Origin of the sequence: Sorangium sp. So ce426 (genome assembly GCF_051475585.1) — a bacterium.
In the GTDB taxonomy this organism is placed as follows: domain Bacteria; phylum Myxococcota_A; class Polyangia; order Polyangiales; family Polyangiaceae; genus Sorangium; species Sorangium cellulosum_B.
This window is the reverse complement of the sequence record NZ_CP150341.1, coordinates 524962-543181: the sequence shown is the minus strand read 5'-3', so window position 1 is coordinate 543181 and position 18220 is coordinate 524962. Positions and strand designations below refer to the sequence as shown.

The 18220-nt window shown below is 72.1% G+C and carries 3 protein-coding genes; 1 reads left to right on the top strand and 2 read right to left on the bottom strand.

Going from position 1 to position 18220, the window contains the following annotated elements; translation table 11 throughout:
- Positions 1–155 precede the first annotated feature (155 nt).
- Positions 156–11726: an amino acid adenylation domain-containing protein gene (locus WMF44_RS02005; protein WP_437297431.1), complete on the top strand. Its 11571-nt coding sequence runs from the start codon at positions 156–158 to the stop codon at positions 11724–11726.
- Between the two features lie 22 nt (positions 11727–11748).
- Here the strand turns inward: WMF44_RS02005 and WMF44_RS02000 are convergent, their stop codons facing one another.
- On the bottom strand, positions 11749–16809 hold the full coding sequence (locus tag WMF44_RS02000; RefSeq protein ID WP_437297430.1) for a protein kinase domain-containing protein: 5061 nt from the start codon (positions 16807–16809) through the stop codon (positions 11749–11751).
- A gap of 148 nt (positions 16810–16957) precedes the next feature.
- The gene (locus WMF44_RS01995) at positions 16958–18118 is read right to left on the bottom strand and encodes a M20 family metallopeptidase (RefSeq protein WP_437297429.1); all 1161 of its coding nucleotides are present in this window, start codon (positions 18116–18118) and stop codon (positions 16958–16960) included.
- Positions 18119–18220: the final 102 nt, after the last annotated feature.

The window sequence follows — 18220 nt, the reverse complement described above, 5'->3', positions numbered from 1 at the left end:
CCGACAGCCGGCGCGCGAGTGAATGGAGTGCCTGACAACCTGCATGGGTGCGCGCCGACGCGGCGCGCGTGAGCCCATTGCAAGGGCCTCTCCGAACGCTCGGAGCGGGAGGAGGGAGGTGCTCTCTGACATCAACGGACAGGAGGGCATGCGCCATGGTTGAGCTGACTTACGCGCCACTTTCCTTCGAGCAAGAGACGAAATGGCTCCTTGCTCGAGTCCATGGTCCCGCGCCGGTCATCCATGAAGGCGGCGCGGCCTGGCTCGACGGGGATCTCGATGTACCCAGGCTGCGCCGCGCCATCGAGGCGATCGCGGCGCGCCACGAGCCGCTCAGGACCTCCTTTATCGAGCGCGAGGGAGAGCCCGCGCAGGTCGTCAGCCCCGCGGTGGCGATCGACCTCGGAGAGGTGTGCCTGGCCCCGGACCTACAGCCCACCTCGGACGAGGCGGCGCTCGCGGCCGCCCGCGAGGCGGCCGCTCGCCCCTTCGATCTCGAGCGTGCCCCGCTCTGGCGGGTGACGCTCATCCGGGCGCACCCGCGCCGCCACCTGGTCGCGCTGTCCATGCACGGCCTCGTCTGCGACGGCGCCTTGAGCGTGGGGCTGTTCTTCTCGGAGCTCTGCGCCCTCTACCATTCCATGACGCCTCCGGCGCTGCCCATGCGTTATCAGGACCACGTCCGGCGGCAGCTCGACCGCGCCGCCGGCGATCGCCTGGACGCGCGGCTCGACCACTGGACACGGGAGCTCGCCGGCGCGCCGACTGCCCTGGATCTTCCGACGGACCGGCCGCGGCCCGTCGTGCATGCCTTCGACGGAGGGTCGGTCGAGCGCGCGCTCGATCGATCGCTCCTCCTGCGCCTCGAAGCGGCGGCCCGGGACGAAGGAGCGCGCCTGTTCACCGCGCTGCTCGCGGGGATGCTGGCTGTCCTGCACCGGATCACCGGCGAGGAGGATGTCTTGATCGGCGCGCCCCTGCCCGGGCGCGATGCGCCGGACGTCCGGGAGCTCATCGGCCTCTTCGGCGGCCCGGTGATCGTGCGGGGCAGGTTCGGCGCACAGCCCTCGTTCCGACAGCTCCTGCGCCAGGTACACCGCTCCATCGAGGAGGGCAGAGCGAACAGCGAGGTTCCCGCCAGGGCGCTGCTGGAGAAGCTCGCCGCGCCGCGCGACCCGGGCCGCACGCCGCTCGTCCAGGTCCTCTTCGCGGCGAGGCCCCAGAGCCCCCCGCCGTACAATGGGCCGCTGCTCACGCTGACCCGAACGGACCTCGATCTGCCGTACGTCGCTCATGATCTCGTGGTGAGCGTCGAGGACGCCGCCGAAGGGGCCGTCGCGAGGCTCGATTACCGCCGCGATCTCTTCGAGCAGGCGACGGCGGTCAGGCTGCTCGAGCACTGGCAGGCGCTGCTCGGCGGCGCCGCCGAGGACCCTGATCAGCGGATCTCGGATCTGCCTCTCCTGTCGGCCAACGCGCGGCGGCAGCTCCTCGTCGACTGGAGCAGCGGCGCGGCGACGGCCCCGCCGCGCGAGCTGGTCCACGAGCAGGTCGAGGAGCAGGCGCGCCGCGCCCCTTCCGCCGCCGCGGTGGCGTTCGAGGGCGAGCGGCTCACGTATGCCGAGCTGGATCGGCGGAGCAACCAGATCGCCCACCACCTCAGGAAGAGCGGCGCCGGGCCTGGCGCGCTCGTCGGCATCTGCCTGGAGCGCTCGCCGGACATGATCGTGGCCGCGCTCGGCGTGCTCAAGGCGGGGGGCGCGTACGTCCCGCTCGACCCGGCCTATCCGCCGGCTCGGCTCGCGTTCATGCTGGAGGACGCGAAGGTGTCGGCGCTCCTGACCCGCGACCACCTCGTCGGCCGCGTGCCGAGCCGCGGGCTCAACGTCGTTCGCCTCGACGCGGATCGGGCGATGCTCGATCGCGAGCCCGCGGACAAGGTGCCTCCGGCCGCTGGCCAGGCGCCGGACGACGCAGCGTACGTGATCTACACGTCGGGCTCCACGGGCCGCCCGAAAGGCGTGCTCGTGGAGCACCGCGGGCTCACCAACCTGGTCGCCTGGCACAGGCGGCGGTTCACCCTGTCCAGCGCCGATCGCGCCACCCTCATCGCGAGCCCGGGCTTCGACGCCTCGGTCTGGGAGATGTGGCCCGCGCTCTGCTCCGGCGCGTGCCTGTACATCCCCTCCGAGGCCGTCCGCCGCTCGCCCCTGGAGCTCCAGCAGTGGCTCCTCGAGCAGCAGATCACCGTCTCCTTCGTCCCCACCCCCATCGCCGAGGAGCTGCTGCGCCTCGACTGGCCCGCGCGCTGCTCCCTGCGCGCCCTGCTCACCGGCGGCGACAGACTACGGCGCTGGCCTCACCGCGCCATCCCCTTCGAGGTCGTCAACAACTACGGCCCCACCGAGGCCACCGTCGTCACCACCTCCTGCGCCCTCCCCAGGGACGCCCACGACGACCGCGGCCCCTCACGCGAGCCGCCCATCGGCAGGCCCATCGACAACGTCCGCGTCTACCTCCTCGACCCGCGCCGACAGCCCGTCCCCGTCGGCGTCCCCGGCGAGCTCTACATCGCCGGCCACGGCCTCGCCCGCGGCTACCTCCACGACCCGGAGCTGACCCGCGACCGCTTCCTCTCCGACCCCTTCTCCTCCGACCCCGGCGCGCGCATGTACCGCACCGGCGACCTCGTCCGCTGGCGGCACGACGGCGACATCGAGTTCCTCGGCAGGCTCGACCACCAGGTCAAGATCCGCGGCTTCCGCCTGGAGCTCGGCGAGATCGAGGCCGCGCTCAGGCAGCACCCCGCCCTCGACGACGCCGTCGTCCTCGCGACGGACGACGCCCACGGCGACAGGCGCCTCGTCGCCTACGTGGTCCCGGCGAGCGGCGGCGGAGCCTCCGCGCGAGGCGTGGAGGGAGTGGAGAGAGTGGAGGCGTCGCCGGCGGCGCTCCGCGCTCACCTCCAGGGCAGGCTGCCCGAGTTCATGGTGCCGTCCACCTTCGTCGCGCTCGACGCGCTGCCGATGACGGCGAACGGCAAGGTCGACCGAGCGGCGCTCCCGGCCCCCGGCCCCGCGCGGACCGCGCTGGCGCACGCCTTCGTCGCGCCTCGCTCTCCCGTCGAGCGGGCGCTCGCCGAGATCTGGCAGGAGGTGCTGCGGCAGGAGCGCGTGGGGGTGCATGACAGCTTCCTCGAGCTGGGCGGCAGCTCCGTCCATGCCGTGCGGCTGCTCTCCCGCGTGCGCAGCGCGCTCGGGGTCGAACTCGCGTTCCAGGAGCTCTTCCGCCGCCCGACCATCGCCGAGCTCGCGCCCCTCGTGAGGCAAGAGCCCGCGGCGCGCGGGGCCGAGCGCGCGATCTCGCCCGTCCCGCGCCTCGGGCCGCTGCCCCTGTCCTTCGGGCAAGAGCGCCTCTGGTTCCTCCAGCGGCTGGCGCCGGAGAGCCGGGCCTACAACTGCTTGTTCCCGTTCCGCCTGCGCGGGCGCGTCGATGTCGGAGCGCTGGACAGGAGCCTCCGCGAGCTCGCGCAGCGGCACGAGATCCTGCGGACGACCTACGCGGAGCGCGACGGGCGGCCGGTCCAGATCATCGCCCCGCAGAGCTCGTTGCAGCTCAACGTGATGGATCTCCAGCACCTCTCCCCGGACGAGCGGGAGGTCGCGGCGCACCAGCGCATCAACGCAGAGGCGCAGACCGTCTTCGACCTCGAGCGAGGCCCCCTGCTCCGGGCTTGCCTGCTCAAGCTCGGGCCGGAGGACCACATCCTGTGGCTCCACCTCCATCACATCGCGACCGACGGCTGGTCCATCGAGCTCGCGTTCCGCGAGCTCGCCCTCCTCTACGACGGCCACCGCCGGGGCGCCCCCGCGGCGCTGCCCGAGCTCGCGATCCAGTACGCCGACTTCGCCGCGTGGCAACGCGAGCAGATGAAGGACAGCGCCCGAGCAGCGCTGCTCGCCTGGTGGAAAGAGCGGCTGCTCGACGCGCCGCCCCTGCTCGAGCTGCCGAGCGATCATCCGCGGCCGGCGATCCAGAGCCTGCGCGGCGCCACCGTCTCCTTCCGGATCGACGCGCCGCTCGCGGAGCGCCTCGGGGAGCTCAGCGCCCAGCGGGGGATGACGGTGACGATGGTCCTCATGGCCGCCTTCGCCGTCCTGCTGCACCGCTACACGCAGCGCGACGACCTCTTGATCGGAATGCCGAGCGCCAACCGGGCGCGCATGGATCTCGAGGAGATCATGGGCTTCTTCGTGAACATCGTGCCCCTGCGCGTCGATCTGTCCGGCGACCCGAGCTTCGACGAGCTGCTCCAGCGGGTGCGGCAGCTGTGCCTGGAGGCCTACGAGCACGACATGCTGCCCTTCGACGTGCTCGTGCAGGAGCTGAGGCCCGAGCGCAGCCCGGGCTACAACCCGGTCGTGCAGATCGCCTTCGCCCCGCAGAGCCCCGCGGAGCGCGATCTCGCGCTCGCCGGGGTCGAGGTCCGCCCCATCGAGGCCGACGCCAAGAAGACGATCTTCGACCTCTCGCTGTACTCCTGGGAGAGCCCCGACGGCGTGACGGGGATGCTCGAGTACAGCACCGATCTCTTCGACCGAGCGACGATCGAGCGGATGGCGGAGCACCTGCTGACGATGCTCTCCACCGCGGCCTCGGGGCCGGATCAGCCGGTGTCGTCGCTGCCGCTGCTCACGCGCGTCGAGCAGCGGAGGCTCGTGATCGAGATGAACGACACGGAGGTCGACCCTCCAGGAGACCGGTGCGTCCTCGACCTGTTCGAGGAGCAGGCGGCGCGCGCGCCGCATGCCCTGGCCGCCGTGGCCGACCGCGGCTCGCTCTCGTACGGCGAGCTCGATCGCCGAGCGAACCAGCTCGCCCACCGCCTGCGCGAGGCCGGCGTGGGGCCGGGGACGGCGGTCGCGATCCACGCGGAGCGGTCGCTCGCTCTCCTTGTCGCCATCGTCGGGATCCTCAAGGCTTCCGGGGCGTACGTCCCCTTCGGCCCCGAGAGCTCGAGCGAGCGGCTGGAGCTCATGCTGAACGACTCCAGGGCGCCGGTGCTCATCACCGGGGCGCGCCTCGCCGACCGCATCCCCGCGTTCGGCGGCGTGGTGATCCGCCTCGACGCCGACGGGCGGGCGCTCACCGGGCAGCCTGATTCGGCGCCGCCGAGGAGCACAGGCCCCTCCGACGCGGCGTATGTCATCTACACGTCGGGCTCCACGGGCCGGCCGAAAGGCGTGCTCGTGGAGCACCGCGGGCTCACCAACCTGGTCGCCTGGCACAGGCGGCGGTTCGCCCTGTCCAGCACGGATCGAACCACCCTCATCGCGAGCCCGGGCTTCGACGCCTCGGTCTGGGAGATGTGGCCCTCGCTCTGCTCCGGCGCGTGCCTGTACATCCCCTCCGAGGCCGTCCGCCGCTCGCCCCTGGAGCTCCAGCAGTGGCTGCTGGAACAGCACATCTCGGTCTCCTTCGTCCCCACCCCGATGGCCGAGGAGCTGCTGCGCCTCGACTGGCCCGCGCGCTGCTCCCTGCGCGCCCTGCTCACCGGCGGCGACAGACTACGGAGCTGGCCTCACCGCGCCATCCCCTTCGAGGTCGTCAACAACTACGGCCCCACCGAGGCCACCGTCGTCACCACCTCCTGCTCGCTCCTCCGGGGCGCCCCCGCCGACCGCGACGCCTCACGAAAGCCGCCCATCGGCCGCCCCATCGACAACGTGCGCGTCTACCTCCTCGACCCGCGCCGGCAGCCCGTCCCCGTCGGCGTCCCCGGCGAGCTCTACATCGCCGGCCACGGACTCGCGCGCGGCTACCTCCACGACCCGCAGCTCACAGAGGACCGCTTCCTCCCCGATCCCTTCTCCGACGCGCCCGGCGCGCGCATGTACCGCACCGGCGACCTCGTCCGCTGGCTGCCCGGCGGCGACATCGAGTTCCTCGGCAGGATCGACCACCAGGTCAAGGTCCGCGGCTTCCGCCTGGAGCTCGGCGAGATCGAGGCCACGCTCAGGCAGCACCCCGCCCTCGACGACGCCGTCGTCCTCGCGACGGACGACGCCCACGGCGACAAGCGCCTCGTCGCCTACGTGGTCCCGACGAGCGGCGGGCAGCCCGCGGCGCACGACGCGAGCCTCCAGGCGGGCCACGTCACGGAGTGGCGCGCGCTGTACGACGATACCTACGCGAAGGACATCGCCGCCACCGATCCGGACCTCGACACGACGGGCTGGAACAGCAGCTACACGGGCGCGCCCATCGAGGAGGCGGAGATGCGCGCGTGGCGCGATTTCACGGTCGAGCGGATCCTGTCCTTCCAGCCGAAGCGGGTCTGGGAGATCGGCTGCGGGACAGGCCTCCTGCTCCTGAAGACGGCGCCCCGCTGCGAAGCCTACCTGGGGACCGACTTCTCCGAGCAGGCCATCTCCCTGCTCCGCCCCAGGCTCGCCGCCAGGGGGTACGCGCACGTGACGCTGGCGCGCCGCGAGGCCAACGACTTCAGCCGCGTCGAGCCCGGGAGCTTCGACGCGATCGTCCTCAACTCGATCGTGCAGTACTTCCCCGGCGCCGACTACCTGCGATCGGTGATCGAGGGCGCCGTCCGCTCGGTCGCCCCCGGCGGGCTCGTGTTCATCGGCGACGTGCGGAGCCTCCCCCTGCTCGAGGCGTTCCACGCGTCGGTGCAGCTCCACCGGGCGCCGCCGGACACCGCGGCCGAGGAGCTGCGCGGCCGGGTGCGGCGGGCGATCTCGACCGAGGAAGAGCTCGTCGTCGCGCCCGAGTACTTCCGCGCCCTGCGCGGCCAGATCCCGGGCGTGAGCCAGGTGGAGATCTGGCTCAAGCGCGGCCACGGCGCCGAGGAGATGACCCGCTACCGGTACGACGTCGTGCTGTTCGTGGGCGCTGCGGCGGAGCCGGCCGCGATCGCTCGATCGATCGGCGGGCCGCCGGCGGACATCGATGAGATCGAGCGAACGCTGCGGGAGGACCGCCCCGAGGCGCTGGAGGTGCTGGGCATCCCGAACGCGCGCGTGCACGCGGACGTCGCCCTGGCAGCGGCGCTCTCGACGGCGAGCGGGACCAAGGAGGACCTCTGCGCCGCGGGCCCCGCGCGCGCCGGCGCCGCGATCCAGCCGGAGGCGCTCTGGGAGCTCGGCGGCAGGCTGGGCTACGCGGTCCGCGTCACCTGGTCGCGGACCGGAGGCCCCGAGCGCATGGACGTCCTCTTCGAGCGCGACGGGGATCCGCGGAGACCGCGCGCGCTCCCCAGCGCGAGCGCCGCCGAAGGACAGGCGCGCGCGCCGCTGGTCAACGACCCGCTCCGCGCGAAGCAGGCGCGCGCGCTCCTCCCGGCCTTGAGGGCGTTCCTTGCGGCGAAGCTCCCCGAGTACATGGTCCCGGCGATCTTCGTGAAGCTCGACGCGCTGCCGCTCAACGCGAGCGGGAAGGTCGATCGGCGCGCGCTCCCCGCGCCCGAGCGCCCGACGCCGAGCGCCGAGCCGAAGATCGCCGCGCCGGCCTCGGACATCGAGGCCGTCCTGAGCGAGATCTGGCGCAAGGTGCTCGACCTCGACCGCGTGGGGCTCGATGATCGGTTCTTCGAGATCGGCGGCCACTCGCTCCTGCTCGTGCAGGTCCAGGCCGCGCTGAAGGCGCGCCTCGGCCGGAGCGTGCCGATCGTGGAGCTGTTCCAGCACCCGACGATCCGCAGCCTGGCCGCTCACCTCGGGGCGGCCTCGCGGGCCGCGGAGGCGGACGAGACCGCGGCGCCGGCGCCGCCGACGCGCCCCTCGAGCCGCCGGGCCCCCGCGCCGGAGCGCAAGGCGGCGCCCGCGAACGCCGTCGCGATCGTCGGGATGGCCGGGCGCTACCCCAGGGCGCGCGACGTCGACACGCTCTGGTTCAACCTGCGCAACGGCGTCGAGGGCATCCGCTTCTTCACGCCCGAGGAGCTGGAGGCCTCGGGCGTCGATCTGGACCTGATCCGCGCGCCGAACCTCGTGCCGGCGTGCGGCGTGCTGGACGACGCGATGTGCTTCGACGCGCGGTTCTTCGGCTACAGCCCGAACGAGGCGATGCTCATGGACCCGCAGCACCGGATCTTCCTCGAGTGCGCCTGGGAGGCGATGGAGAGGGCCGGCTACGACCCGCTCTCGTGCGAGCAGTCGGTCGGCGTCTTCGCCGGGAGCGAGGCCCCGCTGTACTGGCTGGAGCGCGTCGGCATGCCCAAGGCGCCGCTGAGCGCCGAGTACTACCGGATCCTCACCGGGAACGTCACCGACGGCCTGACGACGCGGGTCGCGTACAAGCTGGGCCTCCGCGGGCCCGCCGTGACGGTGCTGACCGCGTGCTCGACGTCGCTCGTCGCGGTGCACCTGGCCTGCCAGAGCCTCGCCACGAAGGAGTGCGACATGGTCCTCGCGGGCGGCGTCGTGGTCCTGCCGCCGACGCGGCTCGGCCACGTCCACGAGGAGGGCTCGCTCGCGTCGCCGGACGGACACTGCCGGCCGTTCGACGCCGACGCGCAGGGGACCGTGGCCGGCAGCGGCGTGTCGGTCGTCGTGCTCAAGCGGCTGGAGGACGCGCTCCGCGACGGCGACCACATCCACGCCGTCATCCTCGGATCCGCGATCACCAACGACGGCTCGCGCAAGGTCGGCTACGCCGCGCCGGGTACGGACGGACAGGCGCAGGCGATCCTCAAGGCGCACGCCGCCGCGGGGGTGGAGCCGGAGAGCATCACCTTCGTCGAGGGCCACGGGACGGGCACGAGGCTCGGCGATCCGATCGAGGTCGCCGCCCTGTCGCGCGCCTTCGGAAATGGCACTGACAAAGTCGGGTTCTGCGCGCTGGGCTCGCTGAAGAGCAACCTGGGGCACCTGGGGGCGGCCGCCGGGGCCACCGGGCTCATCAAGGCCGCGCTCTCGCTCGAGCACGAGCTGATCCCGCCCACGCTCCACTTCCGGCGCCCGAACCCCGAGCTCCACCTGGAGAGCAGCCCGTTCTTCGTCAACGCCGCGCCGCTCGCCTGGAAGCGCGGGGCGCGCCCGCGCCGCGCCGGGGTGAGCGCCTTCGGGATGGGGGGCACGAACGCCCATGTGATCCTGGAGGAGGCGCCCGCGATGGATCCTTCCGGCCCGTCGCGGCCTTGCCAGCTGCTGGTCCTGTCCGCGCAGACGAGCGAAGCGCTCGAGGGCATGACGGATCGGCTGGCCGGGCACCTGCGGCACGCGGCGCACCTCTCCCTCCCCGACGTCGCCTTCACGCTCCAGCAGGGGCGGGCGCGGTTCGCGCATCGCCGCGCGGTCGTCTGCCGCGAGCCGGTCTCGGCGGCCGCCCTCCTGCGAGCGCGCGATCCCGCGCACGCCTTCAGCGACGTCGCCGAGGGCCGCGCGCCGAAGGTGGTGTTCCTCTTCCCCGGCGGAGGCTCCCAGCGGGTGGACATGGGGCGAGAGCTGTACGGGAGCGAGCGCGTCTTCCGGGAGAGCCTCGATGAGTGCGCCACGCTGTTCCAGCGCGCGCTCTCCATGGATATCCGGGCGCTGCTCTTCCCGGGCCCCGAGGAGCGGGAGCGCGCGGCCGAGCAGCTGCGCGCCCCCTGCGCGAACATGGCGGCCATCTTCTCGATCGAGGTCGCGACGGCGCGGCTCCTCCTGTCGTGGGGCATCCGCCCGGCGGCGGTCAGCGGACACAGCCTGGGCGAGTACACAGCCGCCTGCGTCGCGGGCGTGCTGTCGCTCGAGGCCGCGGTGACGCTCATCGCGGCGCGCGGGCGCCTGTACGAGCAGCTGCCCAGGGACGTGGCGACGCTCGTCGTGCACCTCTCCGAGGACGCGCTGCTCGCTCGGCTCGGCGACGGCCTCTCCCTGGCCGCCGTCAACGGCCCGGAGGTGTGCGTCGTCTCCGGGACGCTGCCGGCGATCGAGCGCCTCGAGCGGGAGTGCGCGCGCGAGGGCCACGAGACCCGGCGCTTGCCGATCGCCACGGCGGCGCACTCCTCGCTCGTCGGCCCGATCGCGGACCGCTTGACCCAGCTGGCGGCCTCCCTGGAGCGACGGGCGCCGCGCATCCCGATGCTCTCGAACCTCACCGGCACGTGGATGACGGACGCCGATGCCCAGGATCCGTCCTACTGGGCTCGGCACCTCCGGGGGACCGTCCGCTTCGGGCGAGGGCTCGCGGCGCTGCTCCTCGACCCGGATCACGTCTTCGTCGAGGTCGGGCCCGGGCGGACGCTGGCCACGCTGGCGAGCCAGCACCCCGACGCCGGCGCGGGGCGGCTCATTCTCACCACGATGGCGAGCTCGGGCTCCGATCGGACGGACCTGGAGGCGCTGCTCGCCGCCGTCGGCCAGCTCTGGTGCGCCGGCGCCGACGTCGACTGGGCGGCGTTCTCCCGGGACGAGCGGCGCCGGCGCGTCCCGCTGCCGACGTACCCGTTCAAGCGCACGCCGTACGTGCTCGGCGCCTCGCGCCCGGCGCCCGCGACGAAGGCGGCGCCCTCGTCGGCGCTCGACAGCAGCGACGCGGCGTCGCGCCCGGCGCCCGCGACGGACCGGAGCGACGCGAGCTCCGAGCCGAGGGCGGGGGCGCCTGCGGATCACGTGGCGCGCGCGCTCGCGGACATCTTCAGGGAGGTGCTCGGCGTGGCCAAGGTGCGGCCGCACGACAACTTCTTCGACCTCGGCGGGCACTCCTTGAGCGCGATCGAGGTGCGGGCCCTGATCAAGGAGCGGCTGAAGGTCGAGCTACCGGTGCACGCGCTGCTGGAGCTCCGCACCGTCGCGGCGCTCGCCGAGCACATCCACGAGAGCCAGCCTTCCAGCGCCTCCGCGCCGCCCACCTACAGGAGCGCCAGCGCCGCGCCGGGGCGCGGGCGCGGCCGGCTCATCGTCCCGCTCCACGTCGGGTCGCACCGCAGGGCGCCGCTGTTCCTCGTGCAGCCCATCGGTGGCACGATCTTCATCTACCGCGAGCTGGCGCGGCAGATGGGCGCCGAGCTGTCCATCTACGGGATCCGCGCGTCGGGGATGGAGCCCGACGAGCCCGTCTTCACCGAGATCCCCGCCATGGCGGCGCGGTACGTTCAAGAGCTGCGCGCCATCCAGCCGGAGGGCCCGTACCTCCTGGGCGGCCACTCGGCCGGCGGCGTGATCGCTTACGAGATGGCGCAGCAGCTCCTGGCGGAAGGGAAGAAGGCGCAGCTCCTCCTGCTGGACACCGGATCCCTGGCGTCCGTGCGGGGCGCGTCGATCGAGAGCGCCGACGACGTGCTCCGGCAGCTGATCGGGCTCAAGGACGCGGCCCCCAAGGCGTACCAGGGCTTCGTCGCCGCGCTCCAGGAGGACGCGCCGTTCCGCGCCATCGTGCTGAGCACCTGGCGCGCCATGACGCGCTACGAGCCGCGCCCGACGGAGGCCAGCGTCCTGTTCGTGCGCGCGCGCGATCAGCTCGACGCGAGCGAATCCGACGACGTCGACTACTGGAGGGACCTCGCCCGCGGGCGGTTCGTCATGCACCAGGTCCCGGGCAACCATTTCACCATGATGGAGCCGCCTCAGGTCGCGTCCGTGGCCCGCGTCGTCCGGGCGCACATCACGGCGCGGAGCCGCGTGCGGGCCAGGATCCCCGAGGGCGCCGCGCGTTCGGGGTTGAGCCGATGGAGCTCCCGGAGGAGCGGCCCGGACAGCAGCCCCGACAGCGGACAGGCGAGGACCTGAGCCGGTCGCGCCGGCGCCGCGCTCAACGCGCGGCGCTCTTCACGAGGCCGTCGGTCCTCCCCGTCCTCTGCAGCGCGTACGCGATGCCGCTCTGGAGCGTCCCCCGCGTCACGATCTCCCTGAACTCGATCTGCAGGCCGGTGAGGGTCGTCGCGACCTCGGGGCGGATGCCGGTGAGCACGGCCTGCGCCCCGAGCATCCGGAGGGCCTTCGCCGTGGCCATCAGCGTGCTCGCGACGTCGCTGTCGACGAGCTTCACGCCGGTGATGTCGATGATCACGACCTCGGCGCCGTTCGACTCGACCCCGTGCAGGGCGGTGCTGAGCGCCTGCTGGGCCCGCGCGCTGTCCATCATCCCGATCAGCGGCATGACCATGATCCGGTCGGTGATCGGGATGATGGGGGTGGACAGCTCCGCGAGCCGGTCGTTCTGCACCCGGATGATCTCTTCCTGCAGGGACAGGCGCTCCCGCTCGCTCCGCTCCCGCCCGGCGAACTCGACCCCGAGCCGCTGCTCGGCCTCCTGGAGCGCCGCCGTGCGGTGCTCCAGGTGCTCGTAGAGCAGCGCGTTCTCCACGGCCGTCCCGGCCTGCGTCAGAAGGAGCCTGACGAGCTCCTGCCGCGCCGGCTTGAAGGTGCTCGGGGCGAGCCGGTTCTCCAGGTAGATGATCCCCTTGGTCCGGCCCTGGTGGATCATGGCCAGGCACAGGATCGACCTCGGGGCGCACGCGGCGATGTACGGGTCGCCCGCGAACCGGGACTCCTGGGTCGCGTCCGCCAGGATCACGGGCTCCTTCGTCCTCGCGACGTACTGCACGATGGAGACCGGCACGTCGGCGCTCCCCTCGAGCGGGGCGGCCAGGCCCGCCCGGAGCGAGCTCGGCTCCGCGATGACGACCGCCTCGACGAGCAGCTGCTGTTCGCGCTCGAGGATGAGGGCGCCCTTCTGCGCGCCGGAGTTCTTGATGACGATCTCCATCAGCCGGCTCACGACGCTCTCCAGGACGACCTCGCCCGCGAGCGCCTGCGCAGCCTGGATGACCGCCTCCACGTCGAGGATGCTGGTGCTGAGCCGCGTCGTCGACGTGGTCTGCGCCCTGCCGGAGCGCGATGAGGCGACAACGCTGCGCGGCCCGAGGAGCCCTCCGTCGGCGGGCACGAGGTGGGGAGCGACCCGCGCCAGGCTCTCCACCTTGGCCGTCGCCCCCCACAGGAGGTACGCGTGGTAGGCGTCCGTCATGAAGGCCCGCGCGGACCGGAGCAGCCCCTCGGCCTCGTACAGCTTCGCCGCGAGCTCGTTCGCGATCGCCTCGTCGCGCACGAACCGGCTCGCCCTCGCCGCCTCGATCGCCTTCTCGTAGAGCATCATCGCGTCCCGCGTCCTCCCCGAGAGGCGCGCCACCTCGGCCGCCACGAGGGTGCTCTTGTGGGCGTAGTTGGACGGGCTCAGCTCCGCCCAGTGGTTCAGCTTCGCCTCGAGCCTCGCGAGCGCCTCCATGTGCTCTGCGCGCGCGCCGTCCGGCGCCCCGTCGCACGACGCCGCGAGCGTCAGGCAGCCGAAGAAGACGATCTCCGTCGCCCAGGCGTGGCTCGACCACCCCACGCTCTGCTGCTCGGCCGTGGCCAGGAACGAGCGCGCGGCCGCGTAGTCCCCGTGGAGGTAGCTCAGCTGAAGCTTGAAGGCGCTGTGCCAGCTGACCACATAGGCGAGCTCCGGCCCCTCGATCGACCTCGTGAACTCGGCCTCGTCGAACGAGCCGCCGCTCAGGGAGTGCCCCCCTTCGGTTCGACCCGTGAGGTTCGCGACCACCTGCTTCGCGCAGACCAGGGCGTGGATCGTGGTCAGGTCGCCGATCCGCCGCACGAGCGCGAGGCTCTGCTCGATCTCGTCCGCGAGCCCGTCCAGATCGTCGCCGAGGTTGAGCTTCGCCGCCGCGATGTGCATGCAGCAGTACGACGCGTAGACCAGGTCGCCGCTCGCCAGCCCGGCCTGGCGGGAACGCCCGAAGCAGTCGATCGTCTCCGAGAGATGCTCGAACAGGTGGAGTATCGCCGCGAAGTAGATCAGCAGCTTGCAGGTGAGACGAACGTTGTTGAACTTCTCGTTGAGCGCGATCCCGAGCTTCGCGAACTCGTATCCTTCCTCGTATCGCTGAGGGTTGTCCCGGAACAGGGGCAGATCGTTCCCTAGCATGCTGCCGAACGAGACGTACCCCAGGGCGGACATGGCCGAGTTGCCGTGCTTCATCGACAGGTTGATCTGCTTGACCACCGCGAGCAGGGCGAGGGTGGGGTCCACGGCGTTCGCCGGCGTCGCCAGCTCGCCGAGGAGGCCCAGGATCATCTGGGTCTCCGCGCCGGACGCCTGCGGCAGGTCGATGAGACTGGCTATTTCGCGCGTCTCCAGGCTCGCCCGCAGGGCGGCGAGCTCCTCGCGCAGCATCACCTCGCGCGCTTCGGCGGCCTGCGGGAGCGCGACCCCGAGCAGCCCGAGCGCCTCCAGCGCCTGGTCTATCACCCGGTTGATCTGGCCGAGCATCAGGTAGAAGGTCATGCGCAGCGCGCAGACGTTCGCGCGATCCAGCGTGGTCCTCGCCTGGGTCGAGAGGACGTCGAACAGCGGCTCGGCCGCCTCGAAGCCGCCGCTCAGGCACCTGCACTCCGCGAGCTCCGTGTGGAGCCCGAACGCGAGCTCGTACTCGCTCTTCCAGCTCTCCGCGTCGAGCAGCGATGTCCCGATCTCGAGGTAATGAACCGCGGCGTCATAGGCCGCCCCCATCTTCGCCCGCTTGCCGGCGTCGAGGTTCAGCCGCGAGAGCGCCCGCTTCTCGCGCTCGTCCGTGATCAGGGCGACTCCCCGGTTCATGTGGCCCACGATGTCGAACAGCTCGGCCTCGGACTGATCTCGCCTGCTGTCCTCCAGCATCAGCCGCCCGATCTGGAGGTGCGCCGCCTGCTTGTCCGCGTCGTCCATGAGCGCGTAGGCGGCCTGCTGCACGCGATCGTGCAGGAACCTGTAAGAGACGTTGAGCTCCTCGTCGGAGCCGTCCTCTGCGACGGCGAGCTCACCGTCCATGGCGATATCGAAGAACCTGGACTCCGCGTCCACGGGGAGGATGAACCCCTCGCGGAGCACGCCCCAGAGCTCGCGGGCCGCCTCCTGGCGCGACCGCCTCGTCACGATCGCCAGCGTCGTCAGATCGAACTGGTGGCCGACGCACGCCGCGAGGGAAAGGATACGCTGGGCGCGCTCGGGCAGCCGGCGCATCTTGCCCACCATGAGCTCGATCACGTTCTCCGAGGCCTTCGCCTCGCGGATGCGATCGAGGTCCCATGTCCACGAGAAGCCGGCGGGGTCGAACGAGAGGAGCCTCTCGGCGTGCAGGCTCTTCATGAGCTGGCTCATGAAGAACGGGTTACCCCGGGTCTTGTCGAAGATGAGCCTCGCGAAGGGCTCCGCGCGGTGAGGATCGCAGCTCAGCGTGTCGGCGACGAGCTGGTTCACGTCGGAGAAGGCGAGCGGCCTGAGCATGAGCTCGCTCACCGCCGCCGCCTTCTTGCGGAGCTCCCCGAGGACCACGGAGAACAGGTGGCTCGCGTCGACCTCGTTGTCGCGGTACGCGCCGATCATGAGCATGTAGGGGATCCGCGCCTCGGCCGCGATGTTCTGGAGGAACTTGAGCGACGCCGCGTCCGCCCACTGCAGGTCATCGAAGAAGAGGACCAGGGGGCGCTCCTTGGAGGGGAAGGCGCGGCAGAAGTTCTGGAGCGTCAGCTGGAACCGCGCCTGCGACTCGGTGGGGCCGAGCGCCGGGACGGCCGGCTGAGGGCCGATGAGGAGCTCGAGCTCCGGTATCAGGTCGATGAGGAGCTGCCCGTTCGAGCCGACCGCCGCCGAGAGCCTGCGCTTCCACTGCGCCAGCACGTCGGCAGACTCCGCCATGATGTTGCGGATGAGCTCCTGGTAGACGTGCGCGACGGCCGCGTACGGCGTCGTCCGGTTGAGCTGGTCGAACTTGCCGGTCGCGAAATACCCTCTCTCACGAACGACGCTCTTCTGGAGCTCGTTCACGAGGACCGACTTGCCGATCCCGGAGTAGCCGGAGACCAGGACGGACTCACTCCCACCCTGCCTCGTACGGACCCACGCGTCGGAGAGGAGCGCGACCTCGGTCTCCCGGCCATAGAGCTTCTGAGGCGCCCGCAGCTCATCGACGTAGTCGTAGCGGCCGGCGGGGAACGGCTCGATCTTCCCCTTCGACGAGAGCTGCGACGAGCACTCTTCCAGGTCGACCTTGAGCCCGTGGGCGCTCTGGTACCTGTCGTCTGGGCTCTTGGCGAGGAGCTTCATCACGATGTCGGAGACGGCGCTCGGCACCGCGGGCGACACGGCCTGCGGCGCCGGCGGGGTCCGCGCGATGTGGCTGTGCACGAGGTCCATGAGGTCCGTCGTCCGGAAGGGGAGGACGCCCGTCACCATCTCGTACAAGGTGACGCCCAGGGAGTAGAGGTCCGTGCGGCGATCGATGACGACGTTCAGCCGCCCGCTCTGCTCCGGCGACATGTAGGCCAGGGTCCCCTCGAAGGACGCGAAGCGGTTTGCCTTGTGGGCTTCCTGCGACAGGCGCGTCGCGCTGCCGAAATCCGTCAGCTTCGCCTCCAGCGTCTCCGCGTTGACGAGGATGTTGTGCGGCTTGACATCCATGTGAGTGACGCCTCGTCGATGGATGGACTCCAGGGCGTCGGCGATCGAGATCGCGATACGGAGCGCGTCCTCCAGCTTCAGCTTGCTCGCGCCGATGATCTCGTTGAGCGGGCGCTCGCCCGCGTCCTCCATGATGAGCGCCAGGCCGCTGCCCACCTTCTCGATCCCATAGACCTTCACGACGCCCGGCAGCGCGAGGTCTCGGGCGATGGCGTATTCGTACTTGAGCTTCGCGATCTCGACCGGCAGCGGGCGCTCGCTCTTGAGCCGCTTGATCGCCACCGGGGAGCGGTCGCTCTCTCGAACTCCCCGGTAGACCGTCGTCGCCGAGGATTCGTGGATGACGCCCGTCAATGTGTAAGCAGCCCCACTTGCCATAAATACATTCTCGCGGGTTCGCGTCATCGCAGCAAGGGGATCCCTTACAGTCGCGACCCGAGGCCGCCGCCCAGGTGATCCACTGGGGTCGCACGTCGCAGCCCGCGGCAGGCGAGCGTCGGAGTCGCGCGCGCCGCCCGTCAGCCCCTCAGGCGCGCCGGCCCAGCAGGAACGCCGCCAGCGCCTCGGCCTTGGGGACCAGCGTGCTCACCTCGACGAGCTCGTCCTTCGTGTGGAAGCCGCTCCCCCGCGGCCCCAGCCCGTCGATGGACGGGATCCCGATCTCGGCCGTCGAGCTGGCGTCGGATCCGCCGCCGAGGAGGGGCGCCTCGGCGTCGCCGAGCCCCGCCGCCCGCGCGCAGGCCGCGTACTCACGGCAGAGCGCCGCGCTCGCGTCGGTCCGCGCGAGCGGCGACCGCGCGATCTCGCCGTCGACCTGCACGGCGGTGCCGGGCACCCCGGCGGCCGCCTCGCGCGCCGCCGCGGCGAGCGCCGCCAGCATGGCCTCGCCGTCCGCGCGGCTCACGAAGCGGAGGTCGACCTGCGCTTCCGCCGCGTCGGGCACCGTGTTCCTGCCCTGCCCTCCGCTCACCTTGCCGACGTTGACGGTCACCCCCCGCCCGTAGTCGGTGAGCTGCTGCGCCCGGTCGACGAAGCGCGCGAGCGCCCAGACGGCGTTCGCGCCCTGCCGGTGCGCGTTGCCGGCGTGCGCCGCCTTGCCCGTGGCCCTCACCGTCGCGCCCCCCGTGCCCTTGCGCGCGGTGATGATCCGGTCCCCCTCGCGCCCCGCCTCGAACACGAGCGCGCACGCGGCGCCCGCGAGCTCGCGCTGCAGCAGCGGGCGCCCCTCGGGCGACCCGACCTCCTCGTCCGCCACGATCGCGAACCGCACCGGGATCGCCGGCAGCGCGCCGATCCGCTCGAGCGCCCTGAGCGCCTCGATCACCACCACGAGCCCGCCCTTCATGTCGAGCACGCCGGGCCCGCGCGCGAGCTCCCCGTCCAGGCGGAAGCCCTCGAAGACCCCCGGGGGGAACACCGTGTCGAGGTGCCCGACGAGGGCGACGTGCCCCGCCGGCGACGCCTTGGCCGCCTCGCTCTCCGCCACCCAGTGCGCCGCGTAGCGCGCGCTCGCGAACCGCCGCACGCACAGGCCGGGGATCGTCGAGAGCTCGTTGGCCAGGACCTCGCCCACGGCGTCGCCGCCGCGCGGGTTGTCCGTGAAGGAGTTGAGGTTCACCAGCCGCTCGAGGAGCGCGAGCATCGGCTCCGCGCGGCTGGACAGCGCCTGTCGGAGGGCCTGGATCACGGCGCCAGCATGCCACGGAAGCCACCGAAGGCCGAGCGCCGCCCCGCGCGAGGTCGCCGGCGCCCGCTCGCGCTGCCACGCCGCCACCACGCCGCCCGCCAC

Bases quoted from the DNA above. Each gene is read 5' to 3' on its own strand.
- WMF44_RS02005 (WP_437297431.1), top strand. From the start codon at position 156: ATGGTTGAGCTGACTTACGCGCCACTTTCCTTCGAGCAAGAGACGAAA.
- WMF44_RS02000 (WP_437297430.1), bottom strand. From the start codon at position 16,809: ATGGCAAGTGGGGCTGCTTACACATTGACGGGCGTCATCCACGAATCC.